We start from the raw sequence: 16,858 nt of genomic DNA, 5'->3' as shown, positions 1-16,858 counted from the left end.
GGCTCCTTAGAAATACCCCTGACGTTTCTTCAGCTCCATTGAGCCCGCCTGGTCGCGGTCAATCACGCGCCCCTGACGTTCACTGGTGGTCGAGACCAGCATCTCTTCAATAATTTCCGGCAGCGTCTGCGCGCTGGATTCCACCGCTCCCGTGAGCGGCCAGCAGCCGAGGGTACGGAAACGCACCATGCGTTTTTTGATCACCTCGCCGGGTTGCAGGTCAATACGATCGTCATCGATCATCATCAGCATGCCGTCGCGCTCCAGCACCGGGCGCTCAGCGGCCAGGTACAGCGGCACGATCTCGATATTTTCCAGCCAGATGTACTGCCAGATATCTTGTTCGGTCCAGTTAGAGAGCGGGAAAACGCGGATGCTTTCGCCTTTGTTAATCTGCCCGTTGTAGTTGTGCCATAGCTCCGGGCGCTGGTTTTTCGGATCCCAGCGGTGAAAGCGGTCGCGGAAGGAGTAAATACGCTCTTTGGCGCGCGACTTCTCTTCGTCGCGGCGCGCGCCGCCGAACGCGGCGTCAAAGCCATATTTATCCAACGCCTGTTTCAACCCTTCGGTTTTCATAATATCGGTGTGTTTAGCGCTGCCGTGAACGAACGGGTTAATCCCCATCGCCACCCCTTCCGGGTTTTTATGCACCAGCAGTTCACAACCGTAGGCCTTTGCGGTGCGATCGCGGAATTCGTACATCTCACGAAACTTCCAGCCGGTATCAACGTGCAGCAGCGGAAACGGCAACGTACCTGGATAAAACGCTTTACGCGCCAGATGCAGCATGACGCTGGAATCTTTACCGATGGAATACATCATCACCGGATTAGAAAATTCGGCGGCCACCTCGCGAATGATATGGATGCTTTCCGCTTCCAGCTGCCGCAGGTGGGTGAGTCGTTTTTGGTCCATAACCGTTCCTTTGCAATACCGCTATTTTGCTAAACATTCAGATAACACGACTATAGGGAGCGCGGGAGAACGAATGAAATTACGAATTGGAATGAGTAGTTCCTCAAAGGAATAACGATTTGAGAAAGCAAATATCAAAAAGTGCTTAACCCACCGAATTTAGGGCATTTCAGAGCAAATGAAATTGTTTTACGGCAATCACGGTTTCATACTAAGCGGGTAAAAATTTCTGCTCTGTATTTAAGGACTCACTATGTTTTCCGCATCGCGCCTCCGTGTAGCGCTCCTGGCGCTCGGCGTATGCTTTATCCTTCCCGCGCAGGCAACGTCACCGAAGCCTGGCGATATCGCCACTATTCAGGCACGACACATTGCAACATTCTTTCCCGGCAGAATGACCGGAACACCGGCGGAGATGCTCTCTGCCGATTATTTACGTCAGCAATTTGAGCAGATGGGATATCGCAGCGATATCCGAACATTTAATAGCCGCTATATTTATACCGCCAGGAATAATCGCAAGAACTGGCATAACGTGACGGGCAGTACCGTTATTGCGGCGCACGAAGGGAAAGCGCCGCAACAAATTATTATTATGGCGCACCTGGATACCTATGCGCCGCTGAGCGATGCCGATACCGACGCCAATCTCGGCGGTTTAACCTTGCAGGGCATTGACGATAACGCCGCCGGGCTGGGCGTGATGCTGGAACTGGCTGAACGCCTGAAAGACATCCCGACGCAGTACGGCATCCGCTTTATCGCCACCAGCGGTGAAGAAGAGGGAAAACTGGGCGCAGAAAACCTGCTTAAGCGGATGAGCGCCGCTGAGAAGAAAAATACGCTGCTGGTAATTAACCTTGATAACCTGATTGTCGGCGACAAACTCTACTTCAACAGCGGGCAGCAAACGCCGGAAGCCGTACGCAAACTGACGCGCGACCGGGCGCTGGCGATTGCGCGCAGCCACGGTATCGCCGCCGCGACCAATCCGGGTCTGAACAAGGATTACCCGAAAGGCACAGGCTGCTGCAACGACGCCGAAGTCTTCGATAAAGCCGGTATTTCCGTGCTGTCGGTTGAAGCCACCAACTGGAATCTGGGGAAAAAAGACGGCTATCAGCAGCGTGCGAAAACGCCTTCATTCCCGGCCGGAAACAGCTGGCACGATGTGCGTCTGGATAACCAACAGCACATCGACAAGGCGCTACCAGGAAGAATTGAACACCGCAGTCGCGATGTCGTGCGCATCATGTTGCCGCTGGTAAAAGAACTGGCGAAAGCCGGTAAAGCCTGATGTGTCGCCCGGTGGCGGCTACGCCTTACCGGGCCTACAGAGCTGCACTTGCCGGATGGCGGCATAAATGCCTTATCAGGCCTACAAACACTGTCTTGTAGGCCTGATAAGCTAGCGCCATCAGGCAAAACAATCACCCTTCGTGCTGTCTGGTAGGCCTGATAAGCGCAGCGCCATCAGGCAAACAATCACCCTTCGTGCAGCCCGCACTCGCGCTTCAGCCCGAAGAATCGCGTCTCTTCTTCCGCCATGCCGGGCTCCCATTTACGGGTGGTGTGGGTATCGCCAACCGACAGATAGCCCTGATCCCATAGCGGATGGTATTTCAGACCGTGTTTTTGCAGATACTGGTACACCGTCCGGTTATCCCAGTCGATGATGGGCAGCACTTTAAAAACACCACGCTGAATCGCCAGCACTGGCAGATGCGCCCGGCTCCCGGATTGTTCGCGGCGCAGGCCAGCAAACCACGTTTGCGCGTTAAGCTCTTTTAACGCCCGGTTCATCGGCTCGACTTTGTTGATGTCATTGTATTTCTCAATGCCCTCAACGCCTTGCTCCCACAGTTTACCGTAGCGGGCTTCCTGCCAGGCCGCGCTTTCCGTCGCACGATAGACTTTCAGGTTCAGGTTCAGCTTTTCCGTCAGCTCATCAATAAACTGGTAGGTTTCCGGGAACAGATAGCCGGTATCGGTCAGGATAACCGGAATATCCGGGCGAATCTGGTTAACCAGATGCAGGCTGACCGCCGCCTGAATACCAAAGCTCGACGAGAGCACGTATTCACCGGGTAGATTCTCCAGCGCCCACGCCACGCGTCCTTCAGCATCCAACTTTTCCAGCTGCGCGTTGGTTTCAGCCAGCGCCATGACGCGCTCGACTTTCGGCAATTCATTCAGGGCGTTTAGATCGAGTACGGACATAAGTTCCTCACTGTTTGCCTTGCCTGATGGCGCTGCGCTTATCAGGCCTACCGTCTACGTAGGCCGGATAAGGCATTTATGCCGCCATCCGGCGATGCACGTTATTCCCAGAAATCCCGGGCGGGATCGAGCACCGGGCGAATGATGCCCGCACGCACCGTAAAGTCGCCGAAGCCTTCACCCGCTTCGCGCTCTTTTACCCAGCGCCCAATCAGTTCATCCAGCGACGCCAGAATTTCCGGCTCGGTAATGTTCTCTTTGAACATACGCGGGATACGCGTTCCGATGCGATTGCCGCCCAGATGCAGGTTATAACGACCCGGCGCTTTCCCCACCAGGCCGACTTCCGCCAGCATGGCGCGTCCGCAGCCATTTGGGCAGCCCGTCACGCGCAGCACGATGTGCTCATCGCTCACGCCGTGGTGGGTCATCAACGCGTCCACTTTATCGACAAAGGTCGGCAGGAAACGCTCCGCTTCCGCCATCGCCAGCGGGCAGGTCGGGAACGATACGCAGGCCATCGAGTTTTCACGCTGCGACGTGACCGCATTCATCAGGCCGTGGTTGCGCGCCAGTTTTTCAATCTTCGCTTTCTGGCTTTCCGGCACGCCGGCAATGATCAGGTTCTGGTTGGCGGTAATACGGAATTCGCCCTTGTGGATCTTCGCGATCTCCAGCAGACCGGTTTTCAGCGGGCGCCCCGGATAATCCAGAATACGGCCATTCTCAATAAACAGCGTCAGGTGCCATTTGTTGTCGATGCCTTTCACCCAACCGATGCGATCGCCGCGCCCGGTAAATTCATACGGGCGGATCGGTTCAAATTTGATGCCTGCACGACGCTCGACTTCCGCCTTGAACGTCTCGACCCCAACACGCTCCAGAGTGTATTTGGTTTTGGCGTTTTTACGATCGGTACGATTACCCCAGTCGCGCTGAGTCGTCACCACCGCTTCCGCCACCGCCAGGGTATGCTCCAGCGGCAGATAGCCGAACTCGCTCGCGGTGCGGGCATACGTTTTCTTGTTCCCGTGCTCAAGGGAAAGCCCGCCGCCGACCAGCAGGTTAAAGCCCACCAGCTTGCCGTTTTCCGCCACGGCGACAAAGTTCATGTCGTTGGCGTGCAGATCGATGTCGTTCTGCGGCGGGATCACCACGGTCGTTTTGAACTTACGCGGCAGATAGGTCTGGCCGAGGATCGGCTCCTCATCCGTTGTGGCGACCTTTTCCTGATCAAGCCAGATCTCCGCATAGGCGCGGGTGCGCGGCAGCAAATGCTCGGAGATCTTTTTCGCCCACTCATAGGCTTCGGCATGCAGCTCAGACTCATACGGGTTAGAGGTGCACAGCACGTTACGGTTCATGTCGTTGGCGGTCGCCAGCGCGTCCAGCCCAACGGAGTGCAGCATCTGATGTACCGGCTTCACGTTCTTTTTCAGAATGCCGTGGAACTGGAAGGTCTGACGGTTAGTCAGGCGAATGCTGCCGTAAATCGTATTTTCAGCGGCGAATTTATCGATCGCCTGCCACTGTCTGGTGGTGATAACCCCACCCGGCAGACGGCAACGCAGCAGCATCGCATGACGTGGCTCCAGCTTCTGCTCGGCGCGCTCGGCGCGAATGTCACGGTCATCCTGCTGGTACATACCGTGAAAACGGATCAGCAGAAAGTTGTCGCCTTTAAAACCGCCGGTCAGTCCGTCATTCAAATCTTCAGCAATGGTGCCGCGCAGGTAGTTGCTCTCAAGCTTCATGCGCTCGGCATCTGCCAGTTTACCTTCGACCACCAGTGGGCCTGGATGTTTTTCGCTCATTAGTAGACATCTCGCTGATAACGGCGCTCAACGCGCAGCTCACTTAAAAATTCATCCGCCGCTTCGGCATCCATACCGCCGAATTCGGCAATCACTTCCAGCAGTGCCTGCTCAACGTCTTTCGCCATGCGATTGGCGTCGCCGCAGACATAAATGTGCGCGCCGTCATTAATCCAGCGCCACAGCTCTGCGCCCTGTTCGCGCAGTTTGTCTTGTACGTATATTTTTTCTTTTTGATCGCGGGACCAGGCCAGATCGATGCGGCTCAGGACGCCCTCTTTGACGTAGCGCTGCCATTCCACCTGGTAGAGGAAATCTTCGGTAAAGTGCGGGTTGCCAAAGAACAACCAGTTTTTACCCGGCGCTTCATCTGCCGCCCGCTGCTGCATAAAGGCGCGGAAAGGGGCGATCCCGGTGCCTGGACCTATCATGATCACCGGTGTTTCCGGGTTGGCCGGCAGACGGAAATTATCGTTGTGTTCGATAAATACGCGCACTTCCCCTTCTTCTTCCACGCGGTCGGCCAGGAAGCTTGATGCCCCGCCCGCCCGCGCCCGGCCTTCTATTTCATAACGCACGGCGCCTACGGTGATATGCACTTCGCTCTCGACTTCCGCCTGGGAAGAGGCTATCGAGTAAAGACGCGGCGTTAGCGGGCGCAGCAGCCCCACCAGCGCGTCAGCATCCAGCTGAGCCGGAGAGAAACGCAACATATCAACGACAGGCGTCGTCGCGGCGTAATGCTGCAACTGGGCTTTATCACCCACCAGCGGCAACAGCGATTCGCTGCGGGTCAGCATGGCGTAGTTTTCCACGATATTGGCGGTGTTCACCGTCAGCTCAAAATGCCACTGCAAGGCTTCGGCAAGCGGCAGCACCTTACCGTTAACGGTGACCGGCTCCGTGCCTTTCAGCCAGACCAGTTCGACGATCTCTTTGACCAGTTCAGGATCGTTCTGATACCAGACGCCCAGGGCATCGCCCGGCTGATAACGCAGGCCAGAATCGCCCAGATCGATTTCGATATGGCGCACATCTTTTTCCGAGTCGCGGCCGGTGATTTTCTGATTGACGGCGAGCGAGGCGCTCAGCGGCGCTTCTTTGGTATAAGGGCTGGAATGCACGTCATTCACGGCCCCCGTTGCCGCGACAGCGACCTGCGCTGCCGATGCGCTCGGCGCACGCGCTTTCAGTACGTCAACAACGCGAGCCCGCCATTCTTGTGCCGCAGCCTGATATTCCACATCCGCATCGACGCGATCGAGCAGACGCTCACCCCCTAGTTCCGCCAGCTTGCTGTCGAAATCTTTACCCGCCTGGCAGAAAAATTCATAGGAGGTATCACCGAGGCCAAAGACGGCGAAGGCGGTGTTGTCGAGCTTCGGCGCTTTTTTAGAGAACAGAAACTTACGCAGCGCAACGGCTTCTTCCGGCGGTTCGCCTTCGCCCTGCGTGGACGCGACCACGATCAGCAGCTTTTCATTGGCGATCTGTTTGAATTTGTAGTCGCCCGCATTAACCAGCGTGACGCTCAGTTTTGCCGCCAGCAGGTCATCTCGCAGGGCTTCCGCCACGCGCCGCGCATTGCCGGTTTGCGATGCAGAAATAAGCGTAATACCCGGCATTTCAGCGACAGGCGCTGGCGTGGCGGCGAGCGTGCCCGGCTGCTGGTTCAGCATTCCCCAGAAATAGCCGGAAACCCAGGCAAGCTGGGTGGGAGAAAGATCGGTTGTGGCCGCCTGAAGGCGTGCCAGTTGCTCCGGGTTTAGCGGAAGCAAAGCGGATGGTGGGGCCTGTGTTGTCATGCGTCGTTATGTTCCAGTAGCAAAGCGGAATTTATGCAAAAAGACCAAACTAGCGATAAGGTTAACGGCGGGGATAATAACAATTAAAGAAGGGATGGAAATAACAAATAACCAAATGGACTAACCTGTTTTAGTTATAGTTATTAACAACAAAAGCGATTAAACAACTTATTGAAATAGAAAGAAATAATTCACAATTCTTGTGTAAATCTCATTATCCGCGCGTCAACGCCGTTTTAGTTAATGATAAAAAATGTGCTTTCCGGTACCCTACGGCGGTTTTTGTATTCTTGAGAGTTAATCATCCATGTCCACCACCTTGTTTAAAGATTTCACCTTTGAAGCCGCTCACCGTCTGCCCCACGTACCGGAAGGGCATAAATGTGGCCGCCTGCATGGTCATTCATTTATGGTGCGCCTTGAAATTACCGGTGACGTCGATCCGCATACCGGTTGGATCATGGATTTCGCCGAACTGAAAGCCGCGTTCAAACCGACGTACGATCGTCTGGATCATTATTATCTGAACGATATTCCAGGTCTGGAAAATCCAACCAGTGAAGTGCTGGCAAAATGGATTTGGGATCAGGTTAAACCTGCCGTACCACTGCTGAGCGCAGTAATGGTGAAAGAGACCTGCACAGCAGGCTGCGTGTATCGCGGCGAGTGATTTTTTCGTTTGTGTCGCGGGTCAATTTTCCTTAAATAACGTTATGTTAGGGTTGTGTTCTCAGGATTTCTGGAGCACAACATGGCTGACGATTTCGATATCATCATCATCGGTGCAGGGATAGCGGGCACTGCTTGTGCTTTACGCTGTGCGCGGGCTGGACTCTCAGTCCTGCTGCTTGAACGCGGTGAGTTTCCCGGCAGCAAAAATCTTTCCGGCGGTCGTTTATATTGTCATGCGCTCGCCGAACTTCTTCCCGACGTTCACCAGTCCGCCCCCCTTGAACGCCGTATCACTCAGGAAAACCTCACACTATTAACCCGTGATGGCGCAACAACCTGGTCCAGCCTGCAACCAGACGGTGACTCATGGAGTCTGCTGCGCGCCCGCTTCGATCCCTGGTTTGTCGCTCAGGCCGAGGCCGCAGGGGTACAGTGCGTTAACGGCGTTACGGTTGAAGCGCTCCATATTGAAGATGGCCGAGTCTGCGGCGTCATGTGCGAAGATGAAACGCTGCGCGCCCGTTATGTCGTACTGGCAGAAGGAGCAAACAGCGTGCTGGCGGAACGGTATGGATTCCTGCCTCGCCCCGCCGCGACATCAATGGCGCTGGGGATCAAGGAGGTGCTGGCGCTGGATAAACAGACGCTTGAAGAGCGCTTCCGATTGTCCGGGGAGGAAGGTGCCGCCATGTTGTTTAGCGGAGAAATTTGCGGCGATCTCCCCGGCGGCGCGTTTCTTTATACCAACCAGGAGACGCTCTCTTTAGGCGTAGTGTGTCCACTCTCTTCTGTTGCGCAGAGCGACATTCCGACAGTCGAAATGCTGGAACGGCTCAAAGCGCATCCGGCGCTGCGTCCTTTGCTCAGAGGCAGCGAAACGCTGGAGTACGGCGCGCATCTGGTGCCGGAAGGCGGCTTACACAGCATGCCCGTCCAGTACGCAGGCGAAGGCTGGCTGCTGACAGGCGATGCGTTGCGCAGCTGCGTCAATACCGGCTTCTCCGTACGCGGTATGGATATGGCGCTCATCGGCGCTCAGGCGGCCGCGCAAACCCTGATTAACGCCTGCCAGAAACATGCGCCGCAAAATCTGTTCCCGGCCTATCATCAGGACATCCGGCACAGTCTGCTGTGGGAGGTTTTGCAGCGCTATCGGGACGTTCCCGCGCTGTTGCAGCGCCCGGGATGGTATCGTCAATGGCCTGCATTAATGCAGGATATTTCTCACGAGCTCTGGCATCAGGGGCATCATCCTGTGCCGCCGCTGCGCCAGATCGTCTGGCGTCATTTTCGCCGTCACGGCCTGCGCCATCTGGCAGGCGATATTATCAGGAGCTTACGATGTCTGTAGCCCGCAACATCTGGCGCCCCGCCGATATTTCCCATATCGTTACGGCTGCCGCTGTCGACAGCAAAACGGCAGAACGGCTGATCACGTCCTGCCCCGCCGGACTCTTTTCCCGCACGCCGGAAGGGGGCCTGCAAGTCGACTTTCGCGGCTGCCTGGAGTGCGGCGCCTGTCGACTACTGTGTGATGAAAAAATGCTGCAACAGTGGCGCTACCCGGCATCTGGGTTTGGCATCACTTACCGATTTGGCTAATTTGATACTCTAAATAATTCGAGTTGCGAGGAAAGCCAACGCACCAGCAAATTGAAGTATGACGAGTATATAAGGATAATCTATGCCCCTGTTACACCTGCTCCGCCAGAATCCGGTGATTGCCGCCGTTAAAGATAACGCCAGCCTACAGTTAGCCATTGATTCCGAATGTCAGTTCATCTCCGTGCTGTACGGGAACATTTGCACCATCAGCGCGATTGTGAAGAAAATAAAAAATGCGGGTAAATATGCGTTTATCCACGTTGATCTGCTGGAGGGGGCGTCAAATAAAGAGGTCGTGATCCAGTTTTTAAAATTGGTCACCGAAGCGGATGGCATCATCAGCACGAAAGCGGCAATGCTGAAAGCCGCCAGAGCGGAAGGTTTTTTCTGTATTCACCGTCTGTTTATCGTTGATTCCATTTCATTTCACAATATTGATAAGCAGGTCGCGCAGTCAAACCCGGACTGTATTGAGATCCTGCCGGGCTGTATGCCGAAAGTGTTGGGCTGGGTGACAGAGAAGATACGCCAGCCGCTGATTGCCGGGGGGCTGGTATGCGATGAAGAAGACGCCCGCAATGCGATGAAAGCCGGTGTGGCGGCGCTTTCCACCACCAATACCGACGTCTGGACGTTAGCGAAACACCTTAATTAAGCCGGGCAATGCCGGATGGCGACGATAAATCGTCTTATCCGGCCTACACGTAGGCCTGATAAGCATAGCGCCATCAGGCATTTTTGTAGCCTACACGTAGGCCTGATAAGCATAGTGCCATCAGGCATTTTGTAGCCTACACGTAGGCCTGATAAGCGTAGCGCCATCAGGCATTTTTGCAGCGGACCAACTCTTCCAGCACCGGTAGCCAGTCATCGACAATCCCGACATCCGCCTGCGCAAAAACCGGCGCGCTGGCATCGTGGTTTATCGCCACAACAAAACGGCTCTGGCGTACTCCGGCCATCAACGCCGCCGCTCCTGACGCGCCAGCCACGATACAGACATCCGGCGACAGCAGATGCCCCGATATTCCAGTCACGCGATCGGCATCAAAACCGCCGTTCATCACCCGCGCACGGCTGTACCCTACCTCAGCATCAAGTGCCTGACCAAGCGCGGTAATCTTATCTGCATCCGCTTCACTTCCCCCTTGCCCAACCACCAGTACGCGCCCGGCGCGTAACAAAGGATGGGTAGCGACGCTATTTACGCTTTCCACCTTATCCAGCCAGTCGGGGGGCGCCGTGGGGGTAATCAGATATTCCGTCATCACAGGTAAGGAATGACCAGAAGCGCTCACCTCCGGCTGTCGCGCCAGCGACAGGCACAAAGGGCGTGCGGTAATTTGCAACGTTGCCGTCAGCGCATTCCCCCAGTGGGATTTTTTCACCAGGCCTTGTCGCACATCCACAGCCTGAACCTGACAGAGGCTACCGCCATGCAGACGCCAGGCGAGTCGCGTTGCCAGTTCATCGCCCGGACTACCTGCCGGAAAGATCAGCATATCAACAGGTGTCCGCAGCCATTGCGCCGCCAGCGCATCCAGCACCTGCTCTGCAACATCCGGCACGGGATCGATAATCCAGCGCTCCAGTTCTGCGGTGCAAAGCGCATTCTCTGCGATCCAGCTCGCCATCGCCGCACACTCATGCGAGTCAGTAATGATGGCAATTTTCATGACGGCATCCTCTGGCGCAAATAATCCGCCCATAGCCTCCGGGCTTTTTCCTGCGCCGTCGCGCCGCTGATAATCGTTGCATGCCGCCGCTGCTCCGGCCTCTCCAGACGCAGGCACTGAACCGCTGGTGTTGTCTCAACCACAACGTTCCGACGCTCGACGTCTGCTTTCGCCGCCGCCAGACGCTGGCGCATCCCCGGTACGGGAAGCGCCACTTCACCACACTGCCTGACAGCGATGACGGCCGGGAGTCGTACCCGACAACGCCGAAGCCCGGTCATCGTTCGCTGTTCAACCACAATAAAAGGAGGCTCAAGCATAAAACGCTCCACCTGGGTAAAACAGGGCCACGCCAGCATTTCAGCAACCAGAAATGGCGTCTGACTGTTCTGACCCTCGCTACTCTGACAGCCCGTTATAACCAGATCCGCACCGTGATTACGCTGCCAGTCGGCAATGTTCCTGGCGATAAATTCGGGAGCAAACCGCAGGTCTGCCGTCGTCTCCAGCAACACCGGCGTCTCAAAACCCAGCGCGACAAAATAACGTAACCAGTGGAGCGCCCGCTCATCGCCGATGCTTAACGCAGTCAACGTCATCTCACAGCCCCCATTGCGCTGAGCCAGCAGCAACGCTGCCGCCGCCTGTTCATCCGCACCTGGGGAGCAACGCAGCAAGGAGACATCCGGGCCGTGGGTATCCGCCGTCGCCGCCTGCCAGTCTTTCTCCGCCAACATACCGGGATCGGGCTCTGCCTTAAACGCTAACAGAATGTTCATTCACACCTCCCTGTCTTTTGTCCACACTCCCGGCAGCCACCAGCGGCAGCGCCTTGGTTTCCGGCGCCCACAGCCAGGTCACCACAAATCCGATGATTAATACCCCAGCCAGCAGTAATAGCGTAACCTGCATTCCCCACTGCGCCAGCGTCCAGGGCAACAAACTGGTGCTGATCGCCGCCCCTAATCGGCTCATTGCCGTGGCAAACCCGACGCCCAGGGAACGAATATCCGTCGGGAAGCTTTCCGCAGGCAGAACCCCCACCAGATTGCTGACGGCAGAAATGGTGGTACTGAACAACACAAACAGCAGCAGCGTCAGGCTGCTTCCCGCCGGTAAACAAGCCATGACGACAAGCGTCGCGGCGAGCAGCATAAAACTGCCGAGCAGAAATTGGCGGTGCGCCAACAGGTGTGTTAACAACAGCCCCAGCAGCGCGCCAACAATCAGCAGCGCGTTAAGCATCAGGCTGGCGGTTAGCGCATTTTCAAGACCGATCGTTTGTGCAATGGTGGGAAGCCAGGTGTAAATCACAAACCACGGGATCACCAGGCAGACAAAGAACACGCTGTTAAACGCGGTTCTTCGCCAGTAATGCGTTGAAAATAGCGTTTTGATATGTCTGCTCGTCGGCGCCGCCACCTCATCGCCGAGCAGCACATGCGTGCCAAAATAGCGGTGCACAATCGCATACGCTTCTGTTATCCGCCCCTGACGCATCAGCCAGCGAGGCGACTCCGGCGTTCCCCAGCGTAAGAACGTAATGCACAGCGCGGGTAATGATGCCGATGCCAGCAGCCAACGCCAGGCATCCAGCGTTTCCTGAATAAAATGATGCCCCACCAGGCTCGCCAGAACATAGCCGATAGTCCACACCACACTGAATGCGCCCAGTAATATTCCCCGATGGCGACGCGGCGCAAATTCAGCCAGCAATGTATGACCAACCGAGTAGTCACCGCCAAGGCCGATACCAATCAGAATGCGCAAGCCAATAAGCTGTTCCGGCGTTGTGGCAAAAAACTGTAGGAAAGAGGCGATGGTTATCAGCATAAAGCTGAAGGTAAAAATTTTCTGACGCCCGATATAATCAGATACCCATCCCAGGATCAGGCTACCGAGAAAAAGTCCAACCAGCGCCGAGCCGCCAATCATCCCTTCCATAAAAGGCGTCAGTTGCATGGCGGGGGTCAGTTGGATCATGGCATAGCCGACGACGCCTAATACATAGCCATCGGTCAAATGCGCGCCGAATGTCAGCGCAGCAATGCGGCAATGAAAACCATTCAGCGGTAAATCATCCATTCGCACCGGTGAAGTGTTCATCGTAGCCCCTTCATTGTCCGGTAAAGTCGCGGCTTCCCGGTTGAGAAGCCGTTTATACGCTTCGCCCTTTAAGCTGCATCAGGCAGCTTAAAGGATTTTGCGTATAACTCTCTATTTTTCAATCGGGTAGATCGTGCCTGTATTCATAATACCGTTTGGATCAAACTGGCGCTTGAGACCTTCCAGCAGCGGCCAGGCGCTACCGTGTTCCAGCTTGCTCCAGTGAACGCGGTGCTTACCAATGCCGTGGTGATGCACCATTGAGCCGCCAAGACGGATCGTCTCTTCGCAGATGATCTTGTTGAGCGGGTTATGGTACTTATCAATCTCCTCTTCCGGCTTGCAGTCCACCACGTTGTAGTCGTACACAAAATACATGTTGGTGCCGTTGATATAGCTGTGAGAAGAGTGGCCGCCCAGCATGGTGATATCGTCCGCATGCGGGAACTCGGTACGGATACGGTTGATCACGCTTTCGTAGATTTGATGGATGCAGCTCCAGCAACCGGATACTTCCGTCGTAAAGCCCATATTGCCGGTTTTCAGGATCTGTACGCGTTCGGCAGCCACTTTTTCCGGCCCCCAGTTCAGATGGTTGAACCAGTTTTCGATAAGTTTGCTGTCCACCCGCTGGCACTGCGGGTAGCGCGCCACGATCTCCGCAATTCCTTCGCCGGTGGCTTGCGCCAGTCGCGGATTGCCTTCAGCCATAAAAATCAGCACACATTTGCCGTCGGCAAAATGCGTGAAGTGCTGGGTTCCATCTTCGGCGTCGTACAGGCGCGCAATGGAGGGGCGATAGCCTTCCACCATGACTTCACGCAGGATGTCGAAACCGGTTTTCATGTCGTCCAGCACATAGCCGTAGTAGAGGTTGTTTTCGGGCGTGAACTTAAAGATTTTCACTGTGACTTCAGTGATGTAGCACAGCGCGCCTTCGTTCCCAATGATGATATGGCGGATATCCGGCCCGGCCGCCCGGCGAGGCACGTTTTTGATGCGGGTAATGGTGCCGTCCGCCAGTACGGCTTCCAGCCCCACCACCATATCTTCAATCGCGCCGTACAGCGTGGAGAACTGGCCGATACTGCGAGTGGCGACCAGACCGCCCATCTGCGCCAGCGGCTTAGACTGCGGCGAGTGCCCGGTGGTATAGCCTTTTTCACGCAGCACGTTTTCCAGAATCTCAAGCGGTACGCCACATTGCGCGGTTGCCTGCATGTTTTCGATATCAATACTCAGGATTTGATTCATCCCTGCGCCGTCCAGCACCACAGAATCTTTGACGACAGTTTCCAGACCGCCTTCCGTCGCAGACGCGCCGGTACGCGGCACGCCATTGATTTTATGCTGGTTCATGAATGCCAGAACGCGAGAGACCTGCTCCGTCGAACCGAGCTTAACCACGGCCGCCGGAATGGGCAACGTGTAAACGCCGTGAATATCCGCATATTTGCGAAAACGGTCAATACTGTTTTTCTTTAATACGGTTTCATCCGTAATAACACGCCCGGAACCCACAATTTCTTTTAACTGGTCAACAATCGCTTCACGGGATAATGACATAATAAATCCTTCCTGATAGTCAATGCAGAATAAAATAAAAAACAGAAACCACCGATATTAAAATTAACGCACCAGATAACCGCCATCGACAACCAAAAGATGACCATTAACATAATTTGATGCCTGACTGGCGAGGAATATCGCCGCCCCCATAAGATCCTGAGTATCACCCCAACGATTGGCCGGAATATGATCCAGTACACGCTGATTAGTTTCCGGGTTACTGCGGGTTGCCAGCGTAATATCAGTGGCATAATAACCCGGCGCAATACCGTTAACCTGAATATTATATTGCCCAAGTTCATCGCAATATGCTTTGGTAAAACCAGCAAGCGCATGCTTGGTTGCTGAATAAGCCGGAGACCACTGCCCGCCAAGATAAGAGAACAAAGAGCAGATATTAATAATTTTCCCGCTATTTTGTGGGATCATAATTTTTGCCGCTTCATAGCTCAGCTCAAACGCCGCGGTCAGGTTAACATCAATCATCGGGTCCCAGTCCGCGCGGCCAAAGTCCAGAACCTTATTCAGCTTACAGATCCCGGCGTTGTTCACCAGAATATCTACCGTGCCAAAACGCTCGCAGCAGGCGGCAATAATCTTCTGCGGCGCGCCTTTCTCGGTGATGTCCACTTGCATGAACGCCACTTCAACACCTTGTGCTTCAATGAGTTCTTTCGTTTCACCGTTATCCTTTACGAAGCTGGGAATAAAAAGGTTGGCTCCGGCTTTCGCCAGCGCCATTGCGAAAGCCTGGCCCAGACCACTGTTCCCGCCCGTTACAATTGCCGTTTTCCCTTTCAGGGAGAAAAAATCCATTGAGAATGCATTGAGAGATTCGATCGACATAGTTGGCTCCAAATTCCTTCAGGCAAAAAAAAAGAAAGGTAACTTCCCCCGCGAGAGGGAAGTTACCTTTCTCATTATCTCTGGTAACTGGCGTAAATTTTTAGCACAACCTCCAGACATCTAATGTGATCGTAATCACAGATGAACCGTTCGCTTTGTAATTATGGTAAAAAACAAGAAGCGTGATTATTCTCACACTATAAGCTGCCCTTCCATGCTATTTCTAACGTAATTACTAGAGACCTGAGAAAAGTAATCCTCCTGAAAAGGCGGCTTACTTTTCTCTTTTTTTTGTCCATTACAAATGGGAATTCGATATGCAACACAACTCATATCGCCGCTGGATAACCCTCGCCATTATTAGTTTTAGCGGTGGCGTCAGTTTTGATCTGGCTTATTTACGCTATATATATCAAATTCCCATGGCAAAATTTATGGGATTTAGCAATACCGAAATAGGGCTAATAATGAGTACCTTTGGTGTTGCTGCTATTATTCTTTATGCGCCCAGCGGAATCATCGCCGATAAATTTTCCCATCGCAAAATGATTACCTCCGCAATGATTATTACCGGACTACTCGGTCTGGTCATGGCGACGTATCCACCGCTATGGGTCATGCTGTGCATTCAGGTCGCGTTCGCAATTACGACAATCCTGATGCTGTGGTCCGTATCCATTAAAGCCGCGTCGCTGCTTGGCGATCACAGTGAACAAGGCAAAATTATGGGCTGGATGGAAGGGCTGCGCGGCGTCGGCGTAATGTCGCTGGCAGTGTTTACCATGTGGGTCTTTTCTCGCTTCGCGCCGGATGACAGCAACAGCCTGAAAACGGTGATTCTGATTTACAGCGTGGTCTATATCCTGCTGGGCATCCTGTGCTGGTTCTTCGTCAGCGATGGTCATCATCACAGCAGCGCGGCGAAAGAAGAGAAAAAATCATTCCAGCTCAGCGATATTCTGGCCGTGTTACGCATCAGCACCACCTGGTATTGCAGTATGGTCATCTTCGGCGTCTTTACGATCTATGCCATCCTCAGCTACTCCACCAACTACCTGACCGAAATGTATGGCATGTCGCTGGTCGCCGCGAGTTACATGGGCATTGTGATCAACAAAATTTTCCGCGCTATCTGTGGCCCACTGGGCGGCATCATTACCACTTACAGCAAAATTAAATCGCCGACGCGCGTCATTCAGCTTCTCTCCATTGTCGGAGCCGTCGCGCTTATTGCGCTGCTGGTCACCAACTCAAATCCGCAGTCTGTCGTGATGGGGATCGGCCTGATTCTGCTGTTGGGCTTCACCTGCTACGCCTCACGCGGGCTTTACTGGGCCTGCCCTGGTGAAGCCAGAACGCCGTCTTACATCATGGGAACGACGGTAGGTATCTGCTCGGTTATCGGTTTTCTGCCCGACGTTTTTGTTTATCCGATCGTAGGCCACTGGCAGGACACGCTCCCGGCAGCGGAAGCCTATCGCAACATGTGGCTGATGGGACTGGCGGCGCTGTGTATGGTGATTCTGTTTACCTTTTTGCTCTTTCGCAAAATTCGTACCGCTAACGCCACACCGGAAAAGATGACATCGCTGGCCGCAGAAGCCTCCGGCGAGTGAAGAGAAAAAATTAA

At 54.5% G+C, this 16,858-nt stretch carries 15 protein-coding genes; 6 read left to right on the top strand and 9 right to left on the bottom strand.

From position 1 onward, the window contains the following. Window positions 1-6 precede the first annotated feature (6 nt). Window positions 7-915: a sulfate adenylyltransferase subunit CysD gene (cysD, locus tag OGX93_RS16550; protein ID WP_012134868.1), complete on the bottom strand. Its 909-nt coding sequence runs from the start codon at window positions 913-915 to the stop codon at window positions 7-9. Between the two features lie 253 nt (window positions 916-1,168). Between cysD and OGX93_RS16545 the strand changes: the two genes are divergently transcribed. After that, window positions 1,169-2,212 carry an aminopeptidase gene (locus OGX93_RS16545; protein WP_286448980.1) on the top strand — a complete coding sequence of 348 codons (1,044 nt, stop codon included), beginning with the start codon at window positions 1,169-1,171 and terminating at the stop codon, window positions 2,210-2,212. 188 nt (window positions 2,213-2,400) lie between these two features. Here the strand turns inward: OGX93_RS16545 and cysH are convergent, their stop codons facing one another. From cysH to cysJ, 3 genes are all read right to left on the bottom strand, one after another. Further along, the gene (gene cysH / locus OGX93_RS16540; RefSeq protein ID WP_058668019.1) at window positions 2,401-3,135 is read right to left on the bottom strand and encodes a phosphoadenosine phosphosulfate reductase; all 735 of its coding nucleotides are present in this window, start codon (window positions 3,133-3,135) and stop codon (window positions 2,401-2,403) included. Window positions 3,136-3,236: 101 nt separating this feature from the next. Then, entirely contained in the window at window positions 3,237-4,949 is a 1,713-nt protein-coding gene (gene cysI / locus OGX93_RS16535; protein ID WP_286487817.1) for an assimilatory sulfite reductase (NADPH) hemoprotein subunit, read from the bottom strand. Beyond that, complete coding sequence (gene cysJ, locus OGX93_RS16530; RefSeq protein ID WP_286448981.1) at window positions 4,949-6,754, bottom strand: NADPH-dependent assimilatory sulfite reductase flavoprotein subunit; 1,806 nt, start codon at window positions 6,752-6,754, stop codon at window positions 4,949-4,951. Before cysJ ends, cysI begins: the two co-directional genes overlap by 1 nt. A 307-nt stretch (window positions 6,755-7,061) precedes the next feature. Here cysJ and queD point away from each other — a divergent pair, with 307 nt between their 5' ends. From queD to OGX93_RS16510, 4 genes are all read left to right on the top strand, one after another. Next, the gene (gene queD, locus OGX93_RS16525; protein ID WP_012134875.1) at window positions 7,062-7,424 is read left to right on the top strand and encodes a 6-carboxytetrahydropterin synthase QueD; all 363 of its coding nucleotides are present in this window, start codon (window positions 7,062-7,064) and stop codon (window positions 7,422-7,424) included. An 81-nt stretch (window positions 7,425-7,505) separates the two neighbouring features. Next, complete coding sequence (locus OGX93_RS16520) at window positions 7,506-8,777, top strand: FAD-dependent oxidoreductase (RefSeq protein WP_115608912.1); 1,272 nt, start codon at window positions 7,506-7,508, stop codon at window positions 8,775-8,777. Then, window positions 8,768-9,028: a ferredoxin family protein gene (locus tag OGX93_RS16515; RefSeq protein ID WP_199977027.1), complete on the top strand. Its 261-nt coding sequence runs from the start codon at window positions 8,768-8,770 to the stop codon at window positions 9,026-9,028. The genes OGX93_RS16520 and OGX93_RS16515 overlap by 10 nt, the downstream gene beginning before the upstream one ends. An 82-nt stretch (window positions 9,029-9,110) precedes the next feature. Beyond that, window positions 9,111-9,686: a glycerol-3-phosphate responsive antiterminator gene (locus OGX93_RS16510; RefSeq protein ID WP_012134878.1), complete on the top strand. Its 576-nt coding sequence runs from the start codon at window positions 9,111-9,113 to the stop codon at window positions 9,684-9,686. A 166-nt stretch (window positions 9,687-9,852) separates the two neighbouring features. Here the strand turns inward: OGX93_RS16510 and OGX93_RS16505 are convergent, their stop codons facing one another. From OGX93_RS16505 to OGX93_RS16485, 5 genes are all read right to left on the bottom strand, one after another. Next, entirely contained in the window at window positions 9,853-10,707 is an 855-nt protein-coding gene (locus tag OGX93_RS16505; protein ID WP_058668021.1) for an electron transfer flavoprotein subunit alpha/FixB family protein, read from the bottom strand. Next, window positions 10,704-11,486, bottom strand: a complete 783-nt coding sequence (locus OGX93_RS16500) for an adenine nucleotide alpha hydrolase family protein (RefSeq protein WP_115625861.1) — start codon at window positions 11,484-11,486, stop codon at window positions 10,704-10,706. The genes OGX93_RS16505 and OGX93_RS16500 overlap by 4 nt, the downstream gene beginning before the upstream one ends. Further along, window positions 11,464-12,813: an MFS transporter gene (locus tag OGX93_RS16495; RefSeq protein ID WP_058668023.1), complete on the bottom strand. Its 1,350-nt coding sequence runs from the start codon at window positions 12,811-12,813 to the stop codon at window positions 11,464-11,466. The genes OGX93_RS16500 and OGX93_RS16495 overlap by 23 nt, the downstream gene beginning before the upstream one ends. 111 nt (window positions 12,814-12,924) lie before the next feature. After that, a complete protein-coding gene (locus tag OGX93_RS16490) occupies window positions 12,925-14,379 on the bottom strand; it encodes an FAD-binding oxidoreductase (protein WP_115614472.1) in 1,455 nt (484 codons plus the stop codon). 63 nt (window positions 14,380-14,442) lie between these two features. Beyond that, a complete protein-coding gene (locus tag OGX93_RS16485) occupies window positions 14,443-15,228 on the bottom strand; it encodes an SDR family oxidoreductase (protein ID WP_012134885.1) in 786 nt (261 codons plus the stop codon). Window positions 15,229-15,545: 317 nt separating this feature from the next. On the opposite strand from OGX93_RS16485, the gene OGX93_RS16480 reads away from it, so the two are divergent. Continuing rightward, window positions 15,546-16,844, top strand: a complete 1,299-nt coding sequence (locus OGX93_RS16480; protein WP_058668025.1) for an MFS transporter — start codon at window positions 15,546-15,548, stop codon at window positions 16,842-16,844. Window positions 16,845-16,858: the final 14 nt, after the last annotated feature.

This window comes from Citrobacter sp. CK195 (genome assembly GCF_030333365.1).
Classification (GTDB): domain Bacteria; phylum Pseudomonadota; class Gammaproteobacteria; order Enterobacterales; family Enterobacteriaceae; genus Citrobacter_B; species Citrobacter_B koseri.
Note: the sequence above shows the minus strand (reverse complement) of the source record. Positions and strands in the feature narration are given on the sequence as shown.

Coding starts and splice junctions, on each gene's coding strand:
- queD (WP_012134875.1), top strand. CDS start 7,062: ATGTCCACCACCTTGTTTAAAGATTTCACCTTTGAAGCCGCTCACCGT.
- cysD (WP_012134868.1), bottom strand. CDS start 915: ATGGACCAAAAACGACTCACCCACCTGCGGCAGCTGGAAGCGGAAAGC.
- cysJ (WP_286448981.1), bottom strand. CDS start 6,754: ATGACAACACAGGCCCCACCATCCGCTTTGCTTCCGCTAAACCCGGAG.
- OGX93_RS16485 (WP_012134885.1), bottom strand. CDS start 15,228: ATGTCGATCGAATCTCTCAATGCATTCTCAATGGATTTTTTCTCCCTG.
- OGX93_RS16490 (WP_115614472.1), bottom strand. CDS start 14,379: ATGTCATTATCCCGTGAAGCGATTGTTGACCAGTTAAAAGAAATTGTG.
- OGX93_RS16495 (WP_058668023.1), bottom strand. CDS start 12,813: ATGAACACTTCACCGGTGCGAATGGATGATTTACCGCTGAATGGTTTT.
- OGX93_RS16545 (WP_286448980.1), top strand. CDS start 1,169: ATGTTTTCCGCATCGCGCCTCCGTGTAGCGCTCCTGGCGCTCGGCGTA.
- OGX93_RS16510 (WP_012134878.1), top strand. CDS start 9,111: ATGCCCCTGTTACACCTGCTCCGCCAGAATCCGGTGATTGCCGCCGTT.
- OGX93_RS16515 (WP_199977027.1), top strand. CDS start 8,768: ATGTCTGTAGCCCGCAACATCTGGCGCCCCGCCGATATTTCCCATATC.
- OGX93_RS16480 (WP_058668025.1), top strand. CDS start 15,546: ATGCAACACAACTCATATCGCCGCTGGATAACCCTCGCCATTATTAGT.
- OGX93_RS16505 (WP_058668021.1), bottom strand. CDS start 10,707: ATGAAAATTGCCATCATTACTGACTCGCATGAGTGTGCGGCGATGGCG.
- OGX93_RS16500 (WP_115625861.1), bottom strand. CDS start 11,486: ATGAACATTCTGTTAGCGTTTAAGGCAGAGCCCGATCCCGGTATGTTG.
- cysI (WP_286487817.1), bottom strand. CDS start 4,949: ATGAGCGAAAAACATCCAGGCCCACTGGTGGTCGAAGGTAAACTGGCA.
- cysH (WP_058668019.1), bottom strand. CDS start 3,135: ATGTCCGTACTCGATCTAAACGCCCTGAATGAATTGCCGAAAGTCGAG.
- OGX93_RS16520 (WP_115608912.1), top strand. CDS start 7,506: ATGGCTGACGATTTCGATATCATCATCATCGGTGCAGGGATAGCGGGC.